18 protein-coding genes are annotated in these 20,635 nt (G+C 66.0%); 15 read left to right on the top strand and 3 right to left on the bottom strand.

Annotated elements, in window-relative coordinates; translation table 11 throughout:
• Positions 1–52 precede the first annotated feature (52 nt).
• The 13 genes from ftsW (at position 53) to recN (ending at position 14,186) form a co-directional block, all read left to right on the top strand.
• Positions 53–1,219, top strand: a complete 1,167-nt coding sequence (ftsW, locus tag XM53_RS02720; RefSeq protein ID WP_057789983.1) for a putative lipid II flippase FtsW — start codon at positions 53–55, stop codon at positions 1,217–1,219.
• On the top strand, positions 1,216–2,319 hold the full coding sequence (locus XM53_RS02715; RefSeq protein WP_057789981.1) for a UDP-N-acetylglucosamine--N-acetylmuramyl-(pentapeptide) pyrophosphoryl-undecaprenol N-acetylglucosamine transferase: 1,104 nt from the start codon (positions 1,216–1,218) through the stop codon (positions 2,317–2,319). The genes ftsW and XM53_RS02715 overlap by 4 nt, the downstream gene beginning before the upstream one ends.
• Positions 2,320–2,348: 29 nt before the next feature.
• Positions 2,349–3,746, top strand: a complete 1,398-nt coding sequence (gene murC / locus XM53_RS02710; RefSeq protein ID WP_057789979.1) for a UDP-N-acetylmuramate--L-alanine ligase — start codon at positions 2,349–2,351, stop codon at positions 3,744–3,746.
• Positions 3,747–3,843: 97 nt separating this feature from the next.
• Positions 3,844–4,095 (top strand): DUF2484 family protein, encoded by a 252-nt coding sequence (locus XM53_RS02705; protein ID WP_057789977.1) that lies wholly within the window; start codon positions 3,844–3,846, stop codon positions 4,093–4,095.
• A complete protein-coding gene (locus tag XM53_RS02700) occupies positions 4,092–4,361 on the top strand; it encodes a DUF2484 family protein (protein WP_057789975.1) in 270 nt (89 codons plus the stop codon). Before XM53_RS02705 ends, XM53_RS02700 begins: the two co-directional genes overlap by 4 nt.
• Positions 4,362–4,428: 67 nt before the next feature.
• A complete protein-coding gene (gene murB, locus XM53_RS02695; protein ID WP_057789973.1) occupies positions 4,429–5,361 on the top strand; it encodes a UDP-N-acetylmuramate dehydrogenase in 933 nt (310 codons plus the stop codon).
• 96 nt (positions 5,362–5,457) lie between these two features.
• Positions 5,458–6,336, top strand: coding sequence for a D-alanine--D-alanine ligase (locus XM53_RS02690; protein WP_057789971.1), 879 nt, complete (start codon positions 5,458–5,460; stop codon positions 6,334–6,336).
• A complete protein-coding gene (locus XM53_RS02685) occupies positions 6,324–7,205 on the top strand; it encodes a cell division protein FtsQ/DivIB (protein WP_057789969.1) in 882 nt (293 codons plus the stop codon). Before XM53_RS02690 ends, XM53_RS02685 begins: the two co-directional genes overlap by 13 nt.
• Position 7,206: 1 nt before the next feature.
• Positions 7,207–8,541 carry a cell division protein FtsA gene (gene ftsA / locus XM53_RS02680; RefSeq protein WP_057789968.1) on the top strand — a complete coding sequence of 445 codons (1,335 nt, stop codon included), beginning with the start codon at positions 7,207–7,209 and terminating at the stop codon, positions 8,539–8,541.
• 179 nt (positions 8,542–8,720) lie between these two features.
• On the top strand, positions 8,721–10,361 hold the full coding sequence (gene ftsZ, locus XM53_RS02675; protein WP_057789966.1) for a cell division protein FtsZ: 1,641 nt from the start codon (positions 8,721–8,723) through the stop codon (positions 10,359–10,361).
• Positions 10,362–10,584: 223 nt separating this feature from the next.
• Positions 10,585–11,508 (top strand): UDP-3-O-acyl-N-acetylglucosamine deacetylase, encoded by a 924-nt coding sequence (gene lpxC, locus XM53_RS02670; protein ID WP_057790331.1) that lies wholly within the window; start codon positions 10,585–10,587, stop codon positions 11,506–11,508.
• A gap of 163 nt (positions 11,509–11,671) precedes the next feature.
• Positions 11,672–12,523: an outer membrane protein assembly factor BamD gene (locus XM53_RS02665; protein ID WP_057789964.1), complete on the top strand. Its 852-nt coding sequence runs from the start codon at positions 11,672–11,674 to the stop codon at positions 12,521–12,523.
• Between the two features lie 16 nt (positions 12,524–12,539).
• Positions 12,540–14,186 carry a DNA repair protein RecN gene (gene recN / locus XM53_RS02660; RefSeq protein WP_057789961.1) on the top strand — a complete coding sequence of 549 codons (1,647 nt, stop codon included), beginning with the start codon at positions 12,540–12,542 and terminating at the stop codon, positions 14,184–14,186.
• Positions 14,187–14,292: 106 nt separating this feature from the next.
• Here recN and XM53_RS02655 read toward each other — a convergent pair whose 3' ends face one another.
• The gene (locus XM53_RS02655; RefSeq protein ID WP_057789959.1) at positions 14,293–15,669 is read right to left on the bottom strand and encodes an FAD-binding oxidoreductase; all 1,377 of its coding nucleotides are present in this window, start codon (positions 15,667–15,669) and stop codon (positions 14,293–14,295) included.
• 90 nt (positions 15,670–15,759) lie between these two features.
• Here XM53_RS02655 and XM53_RS02650 point away from each other — a divergent pair, with 90 nt between their 5' ends.
• Positions 15,760–17,469, top strand: a complete 1,710-nt coding sequence (locus XM53_RS02650; RefSeq protein WP_082630686.1) for a chloride channel protein — start codon at positions 15,760–15,762, stop codon at positions 17,467–17,469.
• Positions 17,470–17,635: 166 nt separating this feature from the next.
• Positions 17,636–19,057 (top strand): hypothetical protein, encoded by a 1,422-nt coding sequence (locus tag XM53_RS02645; RefSeq protein ID WP_057789955.1) that lies wholly within the window; start codon positions 17,636–17,638, stop codon positions 19,055–19,057.
• A gap of 73 nt (positions 19,058–19,130) precedes the next feature.
• On the opposite strand, the gene XM53_RS02640 is transcribed toward XM53_RS02645, so the two are convergent.
• Positions 19,131–20,366, bottom strand: coding sequence for a lytic murein transglycosylase (locus XM53_RS02640; RefSeq protein ID WP_057789953.1), 1,236 nt, complete (start codon positions 20,364–20,366; stop codon positions 19,131–19,133).
• Between the two features lie 4 nt (positions 20,367–20,370).
• The gene (locus XM53_RS02635; RefSeq protein WP_057789951.1) at positions 20,371–20,634 is read right to left on the bottom strand and encodes a hypothetical protein; all 264 of its coding nucleotides are present in this window, start codon (positions 20,632–20,634) and stop codon (positions 20,371–20,373) included.
• Position 20,635 lies beyond the last annotated feature (1 nt).

The following is a 20,635-nucleotide window of genomic DNA, read 5'->3' as shown; positions in this document are numbered from 1 at the left end:
ACCGAACGCCCCCGGCAAAAGAGGGGCAAGAGGCAGTGTTCGGCGGATTCAAATGACAGAAATGGTGTATGGTGCGGCCCCCGTGCAGGGCGGCGAACCGATCCTCCCAAAATGGTGGCGGACTCTCGACAAGTGGTCGATTTCCTGCGTGCTGATCCTTTTCGGGATCGGGTTGCTGCTGGGATTGGCGGCCTCGGTGCCGCTGGCGGAAAAGAACGGGTTCGAGCAGTTCCATTACGTGAAACGGCAGGCGGCCTTCGGTTTCATGGCGCTGGCGGCGATGCTGCTGACGTCGATGATGAGCCCGCTGCTGGTGCGGCGGCTGTCGGTGCTGGGGTTTGTCGTCGCGTTCGCGGCGCTGGCGATGCTGCCGTTTTTCGGCACGGATTTCGGCAAGGGGGCCGTGCGCTGGTACAGCCTTGGCTTTGCCAGCTTGCAACCTTCGGAATTCCTCAAGCCCGGGTTCGTGGTGGTGGCGGCCTGGATGATGGCCGCCAGCAAGGAGATCAATGGCCCGCCGGGGATGCGGCTGAGTTTCATCCTGGCGGTGATCATCGTGGCATTGCTGGCGATGCAGCCCGATTTCGGGCAGGCCTGCCTGGTGCTGTTCGGTTGGGGCGTGATGTATTTCGTGGCCGGCGCGCCGATCCTGTTGCTGGTGCTGATCGCGGGCGTCGTGGTGTTCGCGGGATCGCTGGCCTATTCCAACTCGGAACACTTCGCGCGGCGGATTGATGGCTTCCTGAGCCCGGACGTGGACCCCAACACGCAGCTTGGCTTTGCCACCAACGCGATCCGCGAAGGCGGGTTTTTCGGCGTTGGCGTGGGCGAAGGATCGGTCAAGTGGTCGCTGCCCGACGCGCATACGGATTTCATCATCGCGGTCGCGGCCGAGGAGTACGGCCTGATCCTGGTGCTGGCCATCATCGTGCTTTACGCCAGCATCGTCGTGCGGTCGCTGAGCCGCCTGATGCGCGAGCGGGACCCGTTCATCCGGCTGGCGGGCACGGGGCTGGTGGCGATGTTCGGCGTGCAGGCGATGATCAACATGGGCGTCGCGGTGCGGTTGTTGCCGGCCAAGGGCATGACGCTGCCCTTCGTCAGCTATGGCGGGTCGTCCCTGATCGCGACGGGGATTGCGGTGGGAATGCTCTTTGCCTTTACCCGCAGCCGCCCGCAGGGCGAGATCAACGACATCCTGAGGGCGCGTCCGAGATGAGCGCGCGGCAGCCTCTTCTGGTCATCGCGGCAGGTGGCACGGGCGGGCACATGTTTCCTGCCCAGAGCCTGGCCGAGGCGATGCTGCGGCGGGGCTGGCGGGTGAAGCTGTCGACCGATCCGCGCGGGGCGCGGTATACCGGAGGGTTCCCGCATTCGGTCGAGATCGAGCAGGTGGCGAGCGCCACCTTTGCGCGGGGCGGGATCTTCAACAAGCTGGTGGCGCCGTTTCACATCCTGGGCGGGGTGCTGGGCGCGACCTTTCGCATGATGCGCGACAAGCCGGACGTGGTGGTGGGGTTCGGCGGGTATCCGACGATCCCGGCGCTGTCTGCGGCTATGATCCTGCGGCGGCCCCGGATGATCCATGAGCAGAACGGCGTGCTGGGGCGGGTGAACAAGCTCTTTGCCAAGCGTGTGGACAAGGTGCTGTGCGGCACGTGGCCCACGGCGCTGCCCGAGGGCGTGGAGGGCACGCATGTGGGCAACCCGGTGCGGCTGGCGGTGCATGAGCGCGCGGGGGCGGGGTACATTCCGCCGGGCGATTACCCGATGTCGATCCTAGTGATCGGCGGCAGCCAGGGCGCGCGGATTTTGAGCGACGTGGTGCCGCCCGCCATTGCCAACCTGCCGATGGACGTGCTGCGCAACATCCGTGTGAGCCACCAGGCGCGCGACGAGGATGGCGAGCGGGTGGCGACGCTGTATGCCGAGAACGGGATCGACGCCGACGTGCAGCCGTTTTTCCGCGACGTGCCCGCGCGCATGTCCGAGGCGCAGCTGGTGATCAGCCGGGCGGGGGCGAGCAGCGTGGCCGATATCTCGGTCATCGGGCGGCCTGCGATCCTGATCCCGTTTGCCGCCGCGACGGAAGACCATCAGGCGGCGAATGCCAAAGGGCTGGCCAAGGCCGGGGGCGCGATCGTGATCCCGGAATCTCGGCTTGAGGTCGAGGCGCTTTCAGAGCAGATAGCCTCGGTACTGACGAATCCCGACGGTGCCTTGCAGATGTCACAGGCGGCGCTGAGCGTGGGGATGCCCGACGCGGCGCAGGCGCTGGCAGATATAACAGAAGAACTGGCACGGAGCAGACAGCCATGAGGGACCTTTCATTCGAAGGAGCCAAACCGATGAACGCGGCATTGAAACTTCCGGGCGACGTGGGCCCCATTCATTTCGTGGGCATCGGGGGTATCGGCATGTCGGGCATTGCCGAGGTGCTGCTGAACCATGGCTATACCGTGCAGGGATCGGACCTGAAGACGTCGAAGATCACCGACCGGCTGGAAAAGGCCGGGGCGACGATTTTCGAGGGCCAGGCGGCGGCGAATCTGGATGACGCGCAGGTCGTGGTGATCTCGTCGGCGATCAAGCCGGGCAATGCCGAACTGGACGAGGCGCGGCGGCGCGGCCTGCCGGTGGTGCGCCGGGCCGAGATGCTGGCCGAACTGATGCGGCTGAAATCGAACGTCGCGGTGGCGGGCACCCATGGCAAGACCACCACGACGACGATGGTCGCGGCGCTTCTGGATCATGGCAAGTTCGATCCCACGGTGATCAATGGCGGGGTGATCCACGCTTATGGCTCGAACGCGCGCGTGGGGCAGGGGGAATGGATGGTGGTCGAGGCCGACGAGAGCGACGGCACGTTCAACCGCCTGCCCGCGACGATTGCCATCGTGACCAATATCGATCCCGAGCACATGGAGCATTGGGGCACCGAAGAGGCGCTGCACAAGGGATTCCTGGATTTCGTGTCGAACATACCGTTCTACGGTCTGGCGATCTGCTGTACCGACGACCCGGACGTGCAGACTTTGGTGGGCCGGATCAGCGACCGGCGGGTGATCACCTTCGGCTTCAACGCGCAGGCGGATGTGCGGGCGATGAACCTGACCTATGAAAACGGCGTGGCGCATTTCGACATCGCGCTTCAGGCCGAGGGCACGGTGATCGAGGGCTGTACCCTGCCGATGCCGGGGGACCACAACGTGTCGAACGCGCTGTCGGCGGTGGCCGTGGCGCGCAGCCTGGGGATGAAGCTGGACGAGATCCGCGAGGCGCTGGCGGCGTTCGGCGGCGTGAACCGCCGGTTCACCCGCGTGGGCGAGGTGGATGGCGTGACCATTATCGACGATTACGGCCATCACCCGGTGGAGATCGCCGCGGTGCTGAAGGCCGCGCGGCAGGCCACCAAGGGCCGGATCATCGCGGTGCATCAGCCGCATCGCTATAGCCGCCTGCATTCGCTGTTCGACGATTTCTGTGCGTGCTTCAACGATGCCGACGTGGTCGCCATCGCCGAGGTCTATGCCGCCGGCGAGGACCCGATCGAGGGTGCCAGCCGCGACGATCTGGTGGCGGGGCTGATTGCCCATGGCCACCGGCACGCACGGGCGATCCTGGGCGAGGACGATCTGGTGCGGCTGGTGCGCGAACAGGCGAAGCCGGGCGACATGGTGGTCTGCTTGGGCGCCGGTACGATCAGCGCCTGGGCGAACGGGTTGCCGGAAAAGCTGACGGCGTGAGGGTGGCCGGAATTTTACGAAAATTCCGGGCCGGAAAATGCGCATTTTCCGGTACGTTTTCCGCGCGGAAAACGGCGCGTGACATCGGAGGCCACGCATGACGCTTCTGGTTCTTGCCTGTCTCTGGGTGATCGCGGGGACGTTGGTGTCGATGCTGCCGATGCGCCATCAATACGCGCCGGGGATCGCTTTGCTGTTGCTGTCGCCGGTGCTGATCTGGCTGATCGGGCGGGACTTTGGCGTCTTGCCCGCCGCGTTGGCCGTGCTGGGCTTGGTGTCCATGTTCCGCAACCCGCTGCGCTATTTCGCGCGGCGTCTCAGAGGCGAAAGACCGGAGATACCGAAATGAGCCTGTCCCTTGTTCTGGCCTGCATCTGGGCGCTTGCCGCAAACCTGCTGGCGATGATGCCCAGTCGCGACAACCACTGGCGGCGGGCCTATGCGCTGATCGCGGTGGGCATTCCGATCCTGGGCTATGTCACCTGGCAGAACGGGCCGTGGGTGGGGTTGTTCGTGTTGGCGGCGGGCATGAGCCTGTTGCGCTGGCCGGTGATTTATCTGGGTCGCTGGGCCCGGCGGGCCGTGGGCGGGGACGTGGCCCGCGGCGGGGATTGAGTATTTTTGGCAAGAAATGGCGGTGGCTGTCTTTCGGTTCGGGCCGGGATAAGGCAGAAGAGCGCGCATGAGCGATCTTCCCCAACCCCGTGGCCGTCTGAGCGAAAAGCGCGTGCTGGCCGATCTGACATGGCTGCGTGTGGGCGGGCCGGCGGACTGGCTGTTCCAGCCGGCGGACCTGGACGATCTGGCCGCGTTCCTGCGTGACCTGCCAGCTGACATGCCCGTCTTTCCGATGGGGGTGGGCAGCAACCTGATCGTGCGGGACGGCGGCTTGCGCGCGGTGGTGATCCGGCTGGGGCGCGGGTTCAATGCCATCGAGGTCGAGGGCACGCGCGTCACCGCCGGGGCCGCGGCGCTGGACGCGCATGTGGCCCGCCGCGCAGGCGAGGCGGGGGTGGACCTGACCTTTCTGCGGACCATCCCGGGCGCCATCGGCGGGGCGGTGCGGATGAACGCGGGGTGCTATGGCAGCTACGTCGCCGATCATTTCGTCGAGGCAGAGGCGGTCACCCGCGCGGGCGAGGTGGTCACACTGACCGCCGATGACCTGAAATTTCAATATCGCCAGACCGAGTTGCCAGAGGGATGGGTGATCACGCGGGCGACGTTCGAGGGCGTTGCGGGCGACCCCGAGGAGCTGGCGGCGCGAATGGAGGCGCAGCTGAAAAAGCGCGACGAGACGCAGCCCACCAAGGACCGGACGGCGGGCAGCACGTTCCGCAATCCGGCCGGATTTTCCAGCACCGGGCGGGCCGACGACACGCACGATCTGAAGGCATGGAAGGTGATCGACAACGCCGGGATGCGCGGCGCCACGCGGGGCGGGGCGCAGATGAGTGAGAAGCATTCCAACTTCCTGATCAACACCGGGGGTGCCACGGCGGCGGACCTGGAAGGTTTGGGCGAGGAGGTGCGAAAAAAGGTTTTCCAAGACAGCGGAATAGAGTTACATTGGGAAATCATGAGGGTCGGCGAAACGGCCCCTTCCGCGGATTGAGGCGGACACAATAAAACAAGGGTCGATAACGACCCGGGACATTGAGGCAGTAAGGTGGTTTCTTCGAGCGGAAACGCCCCGACTGTTGCGGTGATAATGGGTGGCCCCTCGGCCGAACGCGAGGTGTCTCTCTCGTCAGGACAGGAATGCGCCGCAGCACTCCGGGAGGCAGGCTATGAGGTGGTCGAGGTCGATGCCGGCCGCGACCTTGCCGTGGTTCTGGCCGATCTCAAACCCGACGTGGTGTTCAACGCCCTGCATGGCCGCTGGGGCGAGGATGGCTGCGTGCAGGGCCTGCTGGAATGGATGCAGATCCCCTATACGCATTCGGGCGTTCTGGCCTCGGCGCTGGCGCTGGACAAGCAGCGGACCAAGGCGGCGTACCGTGCGGCGGGACTGCCGGTGGTCAACAGCGTGATTGTCGACAAGGACGAGGTGGGAAAGGCGCATGTGATGCCGCCGCCCTACGTGGTGAAGCCCAACAACGAAGGCTCGTCCGTCGGCGTCTATATCGTGCACGAGGCCGCCAACGCGCCGCCGCAGCTGTCGCAGGACATGCCGCAGACGGTCATGGTCGAGGCGTTCGCGCCGGGGCGCGAGCTGACCACATCCGTGATCGGCGACAAGGCGCTGGGGGTGACGGATATCATCACCGACGGCTGGTACGATTATCACGCGAAATACGCCGCCGGCGGGTCGCGCCATGTGATCCCGGCCGATATTCCCCAGGAGATTGCCGACGCCTGCGAGGACTATGCGCTGCGCGCCCACGCGGTGCTGGGGTGCCGCGGACTGAGCCGCACCGATTTCCGCTGGGACGAGGCGAAGGGGCTGGACGGGCTGATCCTGCTGGAGACCAACACCCAGCCCGGGATGACGCCCACCTCGCTGAGCCCGGAACAGGCCCAGGCGGCGGGCATGAGTTTTCCGCAATTGTGCGACTGGCTGATCAGGGATGCGTCATGCAACAGGTGAAACGACTGGAGCCCAAGGCCGATCCGGCACCGTCGCGGTGGTCTTATCGCTATCAGCGGCTGATGCTGACGCCGCTCTTTCGCAAGCTGTTGCGGGTGGGCGTGCCGTTTTGCCTGACCTTCGGGCTGGCGACGGCGTATTTTTCCGACCCTGCGCGGCAGGAGGCCATCGTGCTGGCGGTGGCCGACATTCGCGAGCGGATCGAGACGCGGCCCGAATTCATGGTCAACCTTCTGGCTGTCGAGGGCGCCAGCGCCACCGTCGAGGAGGATATCCGCGAGATTTTCCCGCATGACCTGCCGGCCAGTTCCTTTGACATCGACCTGGACGCGGTGCGCATTTCGATCGCCGGCCTGCCCGCCGTGGCGAGCGCCTCGGTGCGGGTGCGGCAGGGCGGGGTGCTGGTGGCACACGTGGAAGAACGCCAACCGGTGGCGGTCTGGCGGTCGCGCGAGGGCCTTGGCGTTGTGGACATCGAGGGCGTGGTGATCGGCGATATCGCACAGCGCGCCGACCGCGCCGACCTGCCGGTGATCGCGGGCAAGGGCGCGACCGAGGCGGTGCCCGAGGCGCTGGCGATCCTGCAGGCGGCGTCGCCGCTGCGGGCGCGGCTGCGCGGGCTGGTGCGCATGGGCGAGCGGCGCTGGGACGTGGTGCTGGACCGAGGCCAGCGCATCCTGTTGCCCGAGACCGACCCGGTGCGCGCATTGGAGCGCGTGATCGTGCTGGCCGAGGTGCAGGACATGCTGGAGCGCGATCTTGCGGCGGTGGACATGCGCCTGGCGTCCCGGCCGACCATAAGAATGAACGAAAACGCGGTGTCCGAGTGGTGGCGCGTGACAAAAATGACCGTAGGGGCGGAAGAATAAGATGATCGAGCTTTATGAATCGCAAAGGGCGATGCGGAACATGCGCCGGGCGGCGATGCAGCGCGGTGTCGTGGCGGTTCTGGACGTGGGCACGTCCAAGATCGCCTGCCTTGTGCTGCGCTTCGACGGCAGCGACCGGCTGCGCGAGACCGAGGGCGTGGGTGCGCTGGCGGGGCAGGCCGGGTTCCGGGTGATCGGGGCGGCAACGACCCGTTCGCGCGGTGTACGCTATGGCGAGATCACGACGATGGCCGAGACCGAGCGGGCCATCCGCACGGCCCTGCAGGCGGCGCAGAAGATGGCCAATATCCGCGTCGATCACGTGATCGCCTGTTTCTCGGGGGCCGAGCCGCGCAGCTATGGGCTGGCGGGGCAGGTGTCGCTGGAGGCCAGCACCGTGTCCGAGCAGGACATCAGCCGGGTGCTTTCGTCCTGCGACGTGCCCGATTTCGGCGAGGGGCGCGAGGTGCTGCATGCCCAGCCGGTGAATTTCGCGCTGGACCACCGCTCGGGGCTTGACGATCCGCGCGGGCAGCTGGGGCAGGACCTGGCGGTCGATATGCACATGCTGACGGTCGATGGCGCGGCGATCCAGAACCTGGCGCATTGCGTCAAGCGCTGCGACCTGGAACTGGCGGGGCTGGCAAGCTCGGCTTACGTGTCGGGGATCTCGGCGCTGGTGGAGGACGAGCAGGAGCTGGGCGCGGCCTGCATCGACATGGGCGGCGGCAGCGCGGGCGTGTCGATCTTCATGAAGAAACACATGATCTATGCCGATTCCGTGCGGATCGGGGGCGAGCACGTCACCGGCGACATCTCGATGGGCTTGCAGGTGCCGCACGCCACGGCGGAGCGGATCAAAACCTTTTACGGCGGCGTCGTGGCCACCGGCATGGACGACCGCGAGATGATCGAGATCGGCGGCGAGACCGGCGACTGGGAACATGACCGGCGCACGGTAAGTCGCGCGGAACTGATCGGCATCATGCGCCCGCGGGTCGAGGAGATCCTGGAAGAGGTGCGCGCCCGGCTGGATGCCGCCGGGTTCCAGCACCTGCCGAGCCAGCAGATCGTGCTGACCGGCGGCGGCAGCCAGATCCCCGGGCTGGACGGTCTGGCGACGCGCATCCTGGGACAGCAGGTGCGGCTGGGCCGGCCCCTGCGGGTGCACGGGCTGCCGCAGGCGGCGACCGGGGCGGGGTTTGCCAGCGCGGTGGGCATGTGCCTGTTCGCGGCGAATCCCCAGGACGAATGGTGGGACTTCGAGATTCCGGTGGATCGCTACCCGGCGCGGTCCCTCAAGCGGGCGGTAAAATGGTTCAAGGACAACTGGTGATCGCAAAATCTGGGGGTTTCGGCGAAATCCCGCGTGAAAGCGCGAAAAAAGGCCCATATTTTGTGGTATTTTCGTGTTTTTTGGGTGACGTAACGGCGACGGGACGGTACTGTTAATGCAATTTAGGCGGATTAAGCCTGCGCAAGGCGGGCACAACAGCAGGCAAAGAAGGCGGAGCTATGACACTTAACCTCAGTATGCCAGGTCAGGGACAGGACCAGGAACTCAAGCCGCGCATCACCGTGTTCGGTGTCGGCGGGGCAGGCGGCAACGCCGTCAACAACATGATCGAGAAACAGCTGGAAGGCGTCGATTTCGTCGTCGCCAACACCGATGCGCAGGCGCTGTCACAGAGCAACGCGCCGAACCGGATCCAGCTGGGTGTGAAAGTCACCGAAGGGCTGGGCGCCGGGGCGAAAGCCGCCGTGGGCGCCGCCGCTGCGGAAGAGAATATCGAACAGATCGTCGACCAGCTGGCCGGCGCGCATATGTGCTTTATCACCGCCGGTATGGGCGGTGGCACGGGCACCGGCGCGGCCCCGATCATCGCTCAGGCAGCGCGTGAGCTTGGCGTGCTAACCGTCGGTGTCGTCACGAAACCTTTCCAGTTCGAGGGCGCCAAGCGGATGCGCCAGGCCGAGGAAGGCGTGGACACGCTGCAAAAGATGGTCGACACGCTGATCATCATCCCGAACCAGAACCTGTTCCGCCTTGCGAACGAGAAGACGACCTTCACCGAGGCGTTCTCGATGGCAGATGACGTGCTTTACCAGGGTGTGAAGGGTGTCACGGACCTGATGGTGCGCCCGGGCCTGATCAACCTCGACTTTGCCGACGTGCGCGCGGTGATGGACGAGATGGGCAAGGCGATGATGGGCACCGGCGAGGACGACGGCGAAGAGCGCGCCATCCAGGCCGCCGAGAAGGCCATCGCGAACCCGCTTCTGGACGAGATCAGCCTGCGCGGCGCGAAGGGTGTGTTGATCAACATCACCGGCGGGCACGACCTGACGCTGTTCGAGCTGGACGAGGCCGCGAACCGCATCCGCGAGGAAGTGGACGCCGACGCCAACATCATCGTGGGCAGCACGCTGGACCCGACGATGGAAGGCTTCATGCGCGTGTCGGTCGTGGCCACCGGCATCGACGCCACGGACGAGAGCAAGGAAATCCCTGTGCCGCGCCGCAAGCTGGCAGAGCCGCTGAAGCCGGCCGAAGAAGTCGAGATCGAGGCGGTCGAGACCTACGAGGAAACGGTCGAGCCGGTGGCGGAGCCCGCCGTGGCGGCCAGCACCGAGGCGGCGGAAGAACCCAGCCTGTTCAATGCCTTCGACGCACAGCGCGCGGCGGCGGAAGAGCAGATGGAGGACATCTTCGAAGCCGAGAGCGGCGAGCGCGACCTGCCGCCGCCGGCCTATACGCCGCGTCCCGAACCGGAAACCTATGTCGATGAGGCGGACGAGGCGGAGACCTTCGTGGCACCCAAGGCCCCGGCGCCGGGCACCCCGTCGCAGGATGCCCTGGCCCGTCTTCAGGCCGCAGTGCATCACCGTGGCGGCGGCGAGACCCGCCAGCCGGTGCAGCAAGCCCCCGCATCGGCCCCGGCGCACGCCGCGGAAAAGCCGCGCTTCGGGATCAACTCGCTGATCAACCGGATGACCGGCCACGGCGCGGAAGGGGCCGCGCAGCAGCCGCAGCGCCCGGTGCGCCAGCAGCCGCCGATGCAGGCCACGGCGCCCCAGCCCGAGGTGCGCGACGAGCGCGAGGAAGAGGACGACCAGATCGAAATCCCCGCCTTCCTGCGCCGTCAGGCGAACTGATAAAGACAACAAATGACCATCGAAAAGGGCCGCCGCGCGCGGCCCTTTTTTGTTTTTCATCAAAGGGTTGTGCAGGGCTCTCGCTGCGTCGGCAAGAATTCGCCAAGCCCTGCAGGGGCGATGTTTCAGCGCGTTGCAAAGAGTGAATTGAGCATTGCCTGCACGCGCAATAAATGTGGCTCAGTTGAATTAAATGAGCCGATAATCGGCCTGAGGTATGCGCGTGCAGAATACGGTCAAAACCCCGGTTTCCTTCGATGGCGTCGGCCTGCACTCGGGTGCAGAGGCGCGCCTGACCATCCTTCCGGCCCCCGCCAATCGCGGAATCGTGTTTCGCCGGATCGACTGCGATCTGCGCAATTGCGAGATCCCGGCGCGCTGGGATATGGTGAACCAGTCGCCGCTGTGCACCCTGCTGGAAAACGCGGCCGGTGTCAGCGTCTCGACCGTCGAGCACATCATGGCAGCCCTAGCGGGCTGTGGCGTGCATAACGCGGTGATCGAGGTGAACGGCCCCGAAGTGCCGATCCTTGACGGCAGCTCGGCCCCGTTCGTGCATGGCATCCTGTCCACCGGCCTGCGCCGTCAGCACGCGCCGGTGCGGGCGCTGAAGGTTCTGAAACCCGTCGAGGTGACCAAAGGCGACGCGTCGGCCCGGTTGGTGCCGCACGACACGCTGCTTCTGGAGTTCGTGATCGAGTTCGAGGATGCCGCGATCGGGCGGCAGAAAAAGCTTTTGAACATGTCGAACGGCAGTTTCGTGCGCGAATTGTCGACCGCGCGCACTTTTTGCCGCAAGGCGGACGTCGATGCGATGCAGGCGAATGGCCTGGCCCTGGGCGGCAACCCGGGCGAGAACGCGGTGGTCTTTGACGGCGACCGCGTCCTGAGCCCCGGCGGCTTGCGTCAGCCGGATGAGCCGGTGCGGCACAAGATGCTGGATGCGCTTGGCGACCTGGCGCTGGCCGGCCTGCCGATCCTGGGTCATTACACCGGCCTGCGTGCCGGTCACGCGGTGACCAACGACCTGCTGCGCGCGCTCTTCGCGCGCCCCGATGCCTTTGAGACCGTGACCTGCGATGCGGAAACCGCCGCCCGGCTGCCCGGCGCGGGCGTGCATTGGGGCGAAATCCCTGAGGTCGCCTGACCACAGGCGGATTCTTTGTGAGCGACAATCGGGTCTAAGGCGTTTTGCACCGGAAAATTATGTGCTAGGACGCCTTTGGTATTGCGGATATGATCCTGCAAAATCACGCGGCCTTAAGGCCTGAACACAAGTTTAGCACAGGCTTTTGGGGGTACGTGCGAGCATGACAGGCGGCAGAATCGGGATCGGTTTGGCAGCGGCCCTCGTGGCCTCGACAGTCCTTGTGGGCTGTGGCGGCGTCAACTCGCGCATCGCGCGCGGCGAGGTCAATTACGAACAGTTCACGGCGGAACAGATCTTTGGCCGGGCCGAGTATGACCTGGCCAGCGGTGACCCCGAACAGGCGGCGGAGCTGTTTGCCGAGGTCGAGCGGTTGTACCCCTATTCGGAATGGGCCAAGCGGGCCGTGATCATGCAGGCCTTCGCCTATCATAAAGACGAGGATTACGAGAACAGCCGGTCCGCCGCGCAGCGATATCTGGATTTCTATCCCGCCGATGGCGATGCGGCCTATGCGCAGTACCTGCTGGCGCTGAGCTATTACGACCAGATCGACGAGGTGGGCCGCGACCAGGGTCTGACCTTCCAGGCGCTGCAATCGCTGCGGCAGGTGATCGAGCAATATCCCGACAGTGAATACACCAGCTCGGCGATCCTGAAATTCGACTTGGCCTTCGACCATCTGGCGGCCAAGGAAATGGAGATCGGGCGCTATTACCTGCGGCGCGATCACTTCACCTCGGCCATCAACCGGTTCCGCGTGGTGGTCGAGGATTTCCAGACCACGACGCACACCGCCGAGGCGCTGCACCGGCTGGTCGAGGCGTATCTGTCGCTGGGTCTGACGAACGAGGCGCGGACGGCGGGGGCGATCCTGGGCCACAACTTCAAAAGCACCGAATGGTACGAGGACAGCTACAAGCTGTTGACCGGGCAGGGGCTGACACTGGAAGCGGTGGGCGACAGCTGGCTGCGGCAGGTCTATCGGCAGACGATCCTCGGACGCTGGTTGTAACGCCCGGGAGCCTTGAATGCTCCGTGCGCTGGAGATTCGTGACATTCTGATCATCGACCGGCTGGAGCTTGCGTTTCAGCCCGGTCTGAACGTGCTGACCGGCGAGACCGGGGCGGGCAAGTCGATCCTGCTCGATTCGCTGGGCTTCGTGCTGGGCTGGCGCGGCCGGGCCGAACTGGTGCGGCAGGGGGCCGAACAGGGCGAGGTGGTGGCCGAGTTCGACCTGCCCGAGGGGCACGCGGCGCGCGCCGTTCTGGAACAGGCGGGGCTGCCGGTGGAGGACACGCTGCTGCTGCGGCGCGTGAACACTGGCGACGGGCGCAAGACGGCCTGGGTCAATGACCGGCGCTGTTCGGGTGATGTGTTGCGGGCGCTGTCGGACACTTTGGTGGAGTTGCACGGTCAGCATGATGACCGTGGGTTGCTGGACCCCAAAGGACATCGCGACCTGCTGGACGAATTTGGCGGGCTGGCGGGACAGCGCGACAAGGTGCGCAGCGCCTGGAAGGCGCGTAGTGCGGCGCGCAAGGCGTTGCGCGAGGCCGAGACCAAGCTGGCCGAGATGCGCGCCGAGGAGGAGTTTCTGCGCCACGCGGTCGAGGAGTTGGATGCGTTGTCGCCCCAGCCGGGCGAGGAGGCGGAGCTGGACACGCGCCGCCGCCTGATGCAGCAATCCGAGCGCATCCGCGAGGATATCGCCAAGGCGCAAGCCGCCCTGCGCGATGGGGCCGAAGGGCAGGCGCAGGACGCGCTGCGCTGGCTGGAAGGTGCGGCAGACAAGGCCGAGGGCCGGCTGGAAGAGGCGTTGGCGGCGCTGTCGCGCGCGATGGTCGAGCTGGACGAGGCGGCAAGCGGGGTCGAGGACTGCCTTGAGGCGCTGACCTTCAACCCGCTGGAGCTGGAGGAAACCGAGGAACGGTTGTTCGCGATCCGGGCGCTGGCGCGCAAACACAGCGTGGCGCCGGACGAGCTGGCCGGGTTTGCCGAGGGCGTGCGCGAACAGCTGGCACGGCTGGATCAGGGGGACGCGGACCTCAAGGCGTTGCAGGCGGCAGTCGAGGAGGCGGATGCGGCCTATACCGAGGCCGCCGGAGCGCTGAGCGACGCGCGTGCCAAGGCGGCGGGCAAGCTGGACAAGGCGGTGATGGCCGAACTTGCCCCGCTGAAGATGGACCGCGCGGTCTTTGCCACGCAAGTGAGCCCAACTGATCCGGGCGAGACCGGGCAGGACGCGGTGACCTTTACCGTGGCCACCAACCCCGGCGCGCCGGCGGGCCCATTGGGCAAGATCGCCTCGGGCGGGGAGTTGAGCCGGTTTCTGCTGGCGCTGAAGGTCTGCCTGACCGGGGGGCAAAGCGGGCTGACGCTGATTTTCGACGAGATAGACCGGGGCGTGGGGGGGGCCACCGCCGATGCGGTGGGCCGGCGGCTGGCGGGGCTGGCGTCGGAGAACCAGGTACTTGTCGTCACGCATTCGCCTCAGGTGGCCGCACGGGGCGCGCATCATTGGCGCGTTGAAAAGCGCATCACCAAAGGGCAGACCCTGTCGACGGTCACGGCGCTGGACGCCGGCGCCCGCACCGACGAGATCGCGCGGATGCTGTCGGGCGAGACCATCACCGAAGAGGCCCGCGCCGCCGCCGAAGCGCTGATGGCGGGCTGACCCACACCTTTTCCTCTGGCCGAAAATATCCCGCGGGGGAGCGTCGAAACCGGGGTTTCGACGTGGGGGGCAGCGCCCCCTTCGAGGCGGCACAGGCGCCGCGCCGTCAGTTCCGGGGCGGCACCAGCTTGCCGGGGTTCATGATGTTGTCGGGATCGAGCGCCAGCTTGATCGTGCCCATGAGGCCCCAAGCGGGGCCATGCTCGCGCTCCATGTAGCCCAGCTTGCCCACGCCGATCCCATGCTCACCCGTGGCGGTGCCGCCCAGCGACAGGGCCAGCTCGACCAGGTGTTCCGAGGCCTCGAGCACGCGGGCCTTGTCGGCGGCATCCTCGGGGTCGAATTGCAGGATGGCGTGGAAGTTGCCGTCGCCGACATGGCCCAGGATCGGGCCTTCGATACCTTGCGCATCAAGGTGCTGGCGGGTCTCCTCGAGCGCGTGGGCGAGGTTCGAGATCGGCACGCAGATATCGGTGACCAGCGCCTTGGTGCCGGGGCGGTGAGCGACGATTGCATGGTAGGCGGCGTGGCGCATGGCCCAGAGCGCGGTGCGCTCTTCGGTCTTGCGGGCCCAGTCGAAGCCCTTGCCGCCGAATTCCTGCGCCAGGTCGCCGAACATCTGCGCCTGTTCCGCGACGCCCGCGTCCGAGCCGTGGAATTCCAGCAGCAAATGCGGGCATGCGGGCAGGGCGGCGCCGGAATAGGCGTTCACCGCTTCGACGCTTTGAGTGTCCATCAGCTCGATCCGCGCGAGCGGCAGGCCCATCTGCACCGAGGCCATGACTGCCTCGACGGCGTCGCCCACGGTGTCGAAGGCGCAGACGGCGGCAGAAATGGCTTCGGGCGTGCCGCGCAGGCGCAGCGTGATCTCGGTGATCAGGCCCAGCGTGCCTTCGGACCCCACGAACAGCGCCGTGAGGTCATAGCCGGCCGAGGATTTGCGGGCGCGGGTGCCGGTGCGGATGACCTCGCCCTTGGCGGTGACCACTTCGAGCCCCAGCACGTTGTCGCGCATGGTGCCGTAGCGCACGGCAGTGGTGCCGCTGGCGCGGGTCGAGGTCATGCCGCCGACCGAGGCGTTGGCGCCGGGGTCGACCGGAAAGAAGAGGCCCGTGGCGCGCAACTCCTCGTTCAGCGCCTCGCGCGTCACACCGGGTTGCACGCGCACGTCCATGTCGCCCTGCGATACCTCGAGGATGCGGTTCATGCGCTGGAAGTCGACGCAGATGCCGCCCGAGAAGGCCTGGGCCTGCCCTTCGAGCGAGGTGCCGGTGCCCCAGCCGATGACCGGCACGCCGTGACGGGCGCAGGCCTGCACGATCCGGCGCACCTCGTCGGTGGATTCGGGATAGGCGACGGCGTCGGGCGGCGCGTCCGCGAAATGCGTCTCGCTCCGACCGTGCTCTTGCAGATCGGACTTGGACAGGCTGAGCCGTTGCCCTAAAACGGGCGATAACTCTGAAATGGCGTCCCGAATACCCATGTCTAACCCCTGCAATCTCTCGGACCCGCACACTATGCCAAGCGGTGCCGACAGGGAAGCGTCCTGCGTCACAAGGCCCGGGGGGTGCGGATGAGGGGGACCGGTGCGGCGGATCCGCCACGCAGGGGGCGCGCGCTCAGGCGCGGATCGCGGCGGGCAAGGGTTGTCAGCCGGGACGCCTGGCGGGTGTTGCGCCGCAAGGGACCGAGCCAGTTCCAGTTCTGGCTGATCGCGCTTTGCATCGGCATCGCGGCGGGCTTTGCGGCGCTGTTCTTCCGCAAGGGAATCAATGCATTGCAGCTGTTGCTCTACGGCTCGGAGGACCCGTCGCTGATGCATAGCTGGGTGTCCAACCTGCCGTGGTACTGGGTTCTGGTGATCCCGGTGGGCGGCGGGCTGGTGGTGGGCGCGATATTGCACCGCTACACGCCCGATGGCCGCGCGCGGTCGGTGGCCGATGTGATCGAAGGCGCGGCGCTGAACGAGGGCCGGGTCGAGACCCGGGCGGGCGTGGCCTCGGCGCTGGCGTCGATGATCACGCTGGGCACGGGCGGCTCTTCGGGCCGGGAAGGGCCGGTGGTGCACATGGCCGGCGTGATCTCGACCTGGGTCAGCAACCGGATCGACGCCAACGGGATCACGGGCCGCGACCTGTTGGGTTGTGCCGTGGCGGCGGCGGTGTCGGCGTCGTTCAACGCGCCCATCGCGGGGGCCCTTTTTGCGCTGGAGGTGGTGCTGCGCCACTTCGCGCTGCATGCCTTTGCGCCCATCGTCATCGCCTCTGTCGCGGGCACGGTGATCAACCGTCTGGAATTCGGCGACGTGACAGAGTTCGCGCTGCCCACGGCCAGCATGCTGGAGTTCTACGTGGAACTGCCGGCCTTTCTGATCCTGGGGCTGCTCTGCGGGGTGGTGGCCTTTGCACTGATGCGGGGGATCTTCGTGGCCGAGGGGTTCGCGGACCGGGTGCAGGCGCGCACCGGGTTGCCGCGCTGGCTGCGGCCCGGGGTGGCGGGGCTGATGCTGGGCGTGCTGGCGATCGGGTTTCCGCATATCATCGGCGTGGGCTACGAGACGACATCGAAGGCGCTGACCGGCAAGCTTTTGTGGACCGAGGCGGTGGTGTTCTGCATTCTCAAGGTCATTGCCGTGGCGATCACCATCGGCGGGCGGATGGGCGGCGGGGTGTTTTCGCCTTCGCTTATGGTCGGCGCGCTGACGGGGTTGGCCTTTGGCCTGGTGGCGACGGCGCTGTTGCCGGAGTGGTCGGGGGCGCCCACGCTTTACGCGCTGGCCGGGATGGGGGCGGTGGCCGCCGCCGTGCTGGGTGCGCCGATATCGACGACGCTGATCGTGTTCGAGTTGACGGGCGACTGGCAGACCGGGCTGGCGGTGATGGTGGCGGTGTCGATGTCCACGGCGCTTGCGTCGAAACTGGTGCGGCACTCGTTCTTCCTGACCCAGCTGGAACGGCGGGGTGTCAGGCTGGCGGCCGGGCCCCATGCGTATCTGCTGACGATGTACCGGGCCGGGCGGGTAATGCGCGGCACCGGCGCAGAGCGCAGCGCCAGCGAGGACGCCTGTTGGGAGCTGATCGAGGACGGGGTCTATATCGACGCCAACGCGACGCTGGACGTGGCGATGCCGATCTTCGAGCGCACGGGCGTCGCGTTCATCCCGGTGGTGACCCTGACGGGCGAGGATGCGAAGCCCGAACTGCAGGGGGCGCTCTTTCACGTCGATGCGCTGAAGGCTTATAACCGCGCGCTGACGGCGGTATCGGCGGAAGAGCACAGCTGACCCGGCAGAGCCGCGGCGTTGTTCCGGGACGGGGTGCGCCTGACTGCGCGCTCAACCAATGGTCGTTGTGCGAATCCAAATTTCGTGCATAGAATGTGGCATGTGCTTTTACGTCACCGTAGTGTGATGCCATTTTTCAGTATTTCAAATCAAAGGATTACCGACCATGCTGACCTTTCTTCAGGGCGAGTCCACCCTTCCGCCGACCATCACCGACATCCCCTGGGCCGACGCCTACAAGATCGGAGGCGGTGTCGATGCCGTGACCGGAGACGTGTTCGACGGTTCGGCGCTGAGTTCGACCGATACGACACCGGCCAAGGTCGGGGAGGGGAAGATTTCGATCAAGATCATCGCGACCGAAGAGGAGATGGAGCGCGAGATCGACGTGGGCGCATCGGGGTCCTACAACACCGGCGCCGTTGAGATCTCGGCCGAGGCGTCGTATCTCAACAGTGTCAGCTATTCGGCCACGTCCCTGACCGTTCTCGCGCAGGTCGAGATCAGCGATACCGACTATGCGACGATCAAGGACCCGGCGCTGAAGACAAAGGCGAAGAGCTTGCTCGACAGCGACCAGGCGACGTTCAAGAAAACTTATGGCGACTATTTCATCAGTGGGGTCAAGGCCGGCAGCCTGCTGAGCGTGGTGTTGCGGATCACGGCGGAATCCGAGTCGCGGCTGGATGATTTCAAGTCCAAGTTCTCTGGTTCCAAGGGGAACCTCTTTTCCGCGTCGGGCTACGCCAATTTCAAGCAGGCGGTGTCGAACAGCAAGACGACATTCGAACAGACGGTCGTGCATTTTGGCACCAAGAAAGGGTCGGTTGCGCCCAAGACCGACGACCCCGAGGAATTGCTGGCGTGGTTCAAGGACAACCTTGAGGCGGCGCGGATGCGGGCCTACCTGACCAGCTATTCCTCGCTCGATCCGGATTTCGACCGGACCGTGCCGGTGGCCCCGGCGGTGTTTGGCGAGATCACCGCGCTTTACAAGCAGGTCTGGCTGGTGGAGAGCCGGTTCAAGACCTGTCCGGGCGATTACGCAAATGCCTACGCCCATACGTTCGACACGCTGACGGGCGAGATTCGCGCGGCGCGTGAGGAACTGGCTTCGGACCCGTCGAAGATCGCGGGATACGCGACCGATCTCAATTCGCTGAAGACTGAACTGGACGAGATCTATGCTCGCTACGCGCTTTACATGAGCGTGAAGGGGGCAAAGTCCAGCGTGCCGAAGAAGGACAAGGAGCACGACTCGGGCGATACCAATATCTGGCATTACGGCTATGACACCTGGCCCGGGATCGCGACACAGATCTCGACCACCGAACAGAGCTATTCCGAGAAATGGCATATCGGCCACCGGACCCACACGTTCGACTGGGGCGGCAGTTCCAAATACATGCTGGTGGGTTTCACCGTCGACAGCGTCTGGCATTCGAACAACGGGTCATGGAAGCTGACGACGAGCGATCCGCTGCTCAAGGATACCGCCAGCATCTACGTGTCGTCGGAATACGACCGGGGGACGAACTGGAAGGTCAAGTGGCATTATGTCGAGGCCAAGGACTATCAGTTCGATTGAGACGCGACACGCGAGGCCGGGGCGGAATTTTTGAAAAATCCCGGGCAAGAATTTTTGAAAATTCTTGGGGCGCCTAGCGGATCAGGTGTGCCTTCATGCCCGGTTCGGGGAAGCAGGTGGCGGGCCGGCCCGTCGCCTCTTGCCAGCGGCCGATGGAGCGGCGGGTCTTGAAACCCGGCAGGCCGTCGGCGCCGCCGACGTCATGGCCCATGCCTTCCAAGCCGCGTTGCATTGCGGCGATGTCGGAGCGGTACATCTTGCCGACAGCGCCCCAGGGGGCGGAGAAATCGCCGACGCCGTACTGGATGCGGTCGCCGACATGGCCCACGTAAAGCGCGTAGAGGTCGGACATGTTGTAGTCCTTGAGCACGTAGAAATTCGGCGTGACCACGAAGGCCGGGCCGTTGCGCCCGGCGGGCATCATCAGGAAACCCTCGCCGTTGCGTTCGTGGTCGGGGAAGGGACGGTTTGAGACACGGGTGATGCCCATCGCTTCCCACTCGGCGATGGGGCGGCCCTGGTCAGGGCCTTCGAGTGAGCAGGAGACGGAGGCCGGCACGGTAACCTCGAACCCCCAGTCTCGGCCCGAAACCCAGCCGTGGCGGGCGAGGTAGTTGGCGATGGAGGCCAGCGTGTCGGGCACCGAGCCCCAGATATCGGCGCGCCCGTCACCGTCGCCGTCGGCGGCGTATTGCAGGAAATTGGACGGCATGAATTGGGGTTGGCCGAGCGCCCCGGCCCAGGAGCTGCGCAGGGGGCCGGTCGCGTGGCCGGCCTCGGCGATTTGCAGCGCGGCGATGAGTTCCTCGCGGAAATAGGGGGCGCGGGTGGCCATGAAGCCCTTGGTGCCAAGGACCTCGAACACGTTGTGCGGGATCTTGGCCCGGCCATAGGCGCTTTCGCGGCCCCAGATGCCCAGCAGGATACGGCCCGGCACGCCCGTTTGCTGTTCAATGCGGGCGAGGGTAGCGGCGTGGCGGCGGGCGAGATCGCGGCCGATGGCGGCGTCGCCGGAGACGCCGCGGAAATAGCGGCCCGGGGCGCCGAACTCGGACTGGGTCTGGCGCTTGGGCGTGGTCGCCTCGGACCCCGGCGGGACGAGGTCGGGCAGGTCCCAGTTGAGGCGCACGCCACCCATCGCGCTGTCGAAGGTCGTGCGGGAGACGCCATTGGCGCTTGCGGCGGGCCAGATGTCCTGCTCGAGCCACGTGCGAAACTGCTGTTCGATGGCGGCGCGGTCTTGCGCCGAGGCGGGCAGGGCCGTGAGCAGGGCAAGAAGCAAGGCGCAGCGGGACAATAGGCGGATCATGCGGTCATCCTTCCTCGAACCGGGTGAGGCAGTCGGTGATGCGCTCGACGGCTGCCTCGTATCGGGCGATCTGGTCGTCGGAGAGGTTCTCGTAGTCCTCCATCAAGAGGCCACGACCCTCGGTGATCGGGGTGGCGAAGCGCAGGGCGCAGGCGCGGTCGGGGCACGCGCAGGTGTCCACAGCCGCATCTTCGGCATGAAGAAGGCGAACATTGTCGGGATGACATGCGGCGAGGAAGGTGACGCAGAGCGCGAACGCGTATCGCATA

The organism is Roseovarius atlanticus (assembly GCF_001441615.1).
GTDB classification, from domain to species: domain Bacteria; phylum Pseudomonadota; class Alphaproteobacteria; order Rhodobacterales; family Rhodobacteraceae; genus Roseovarius; species Roseovarius atlanticus.
This window is presented reverse-complemented; position numbering and strand designations above follow the sequence as displayed.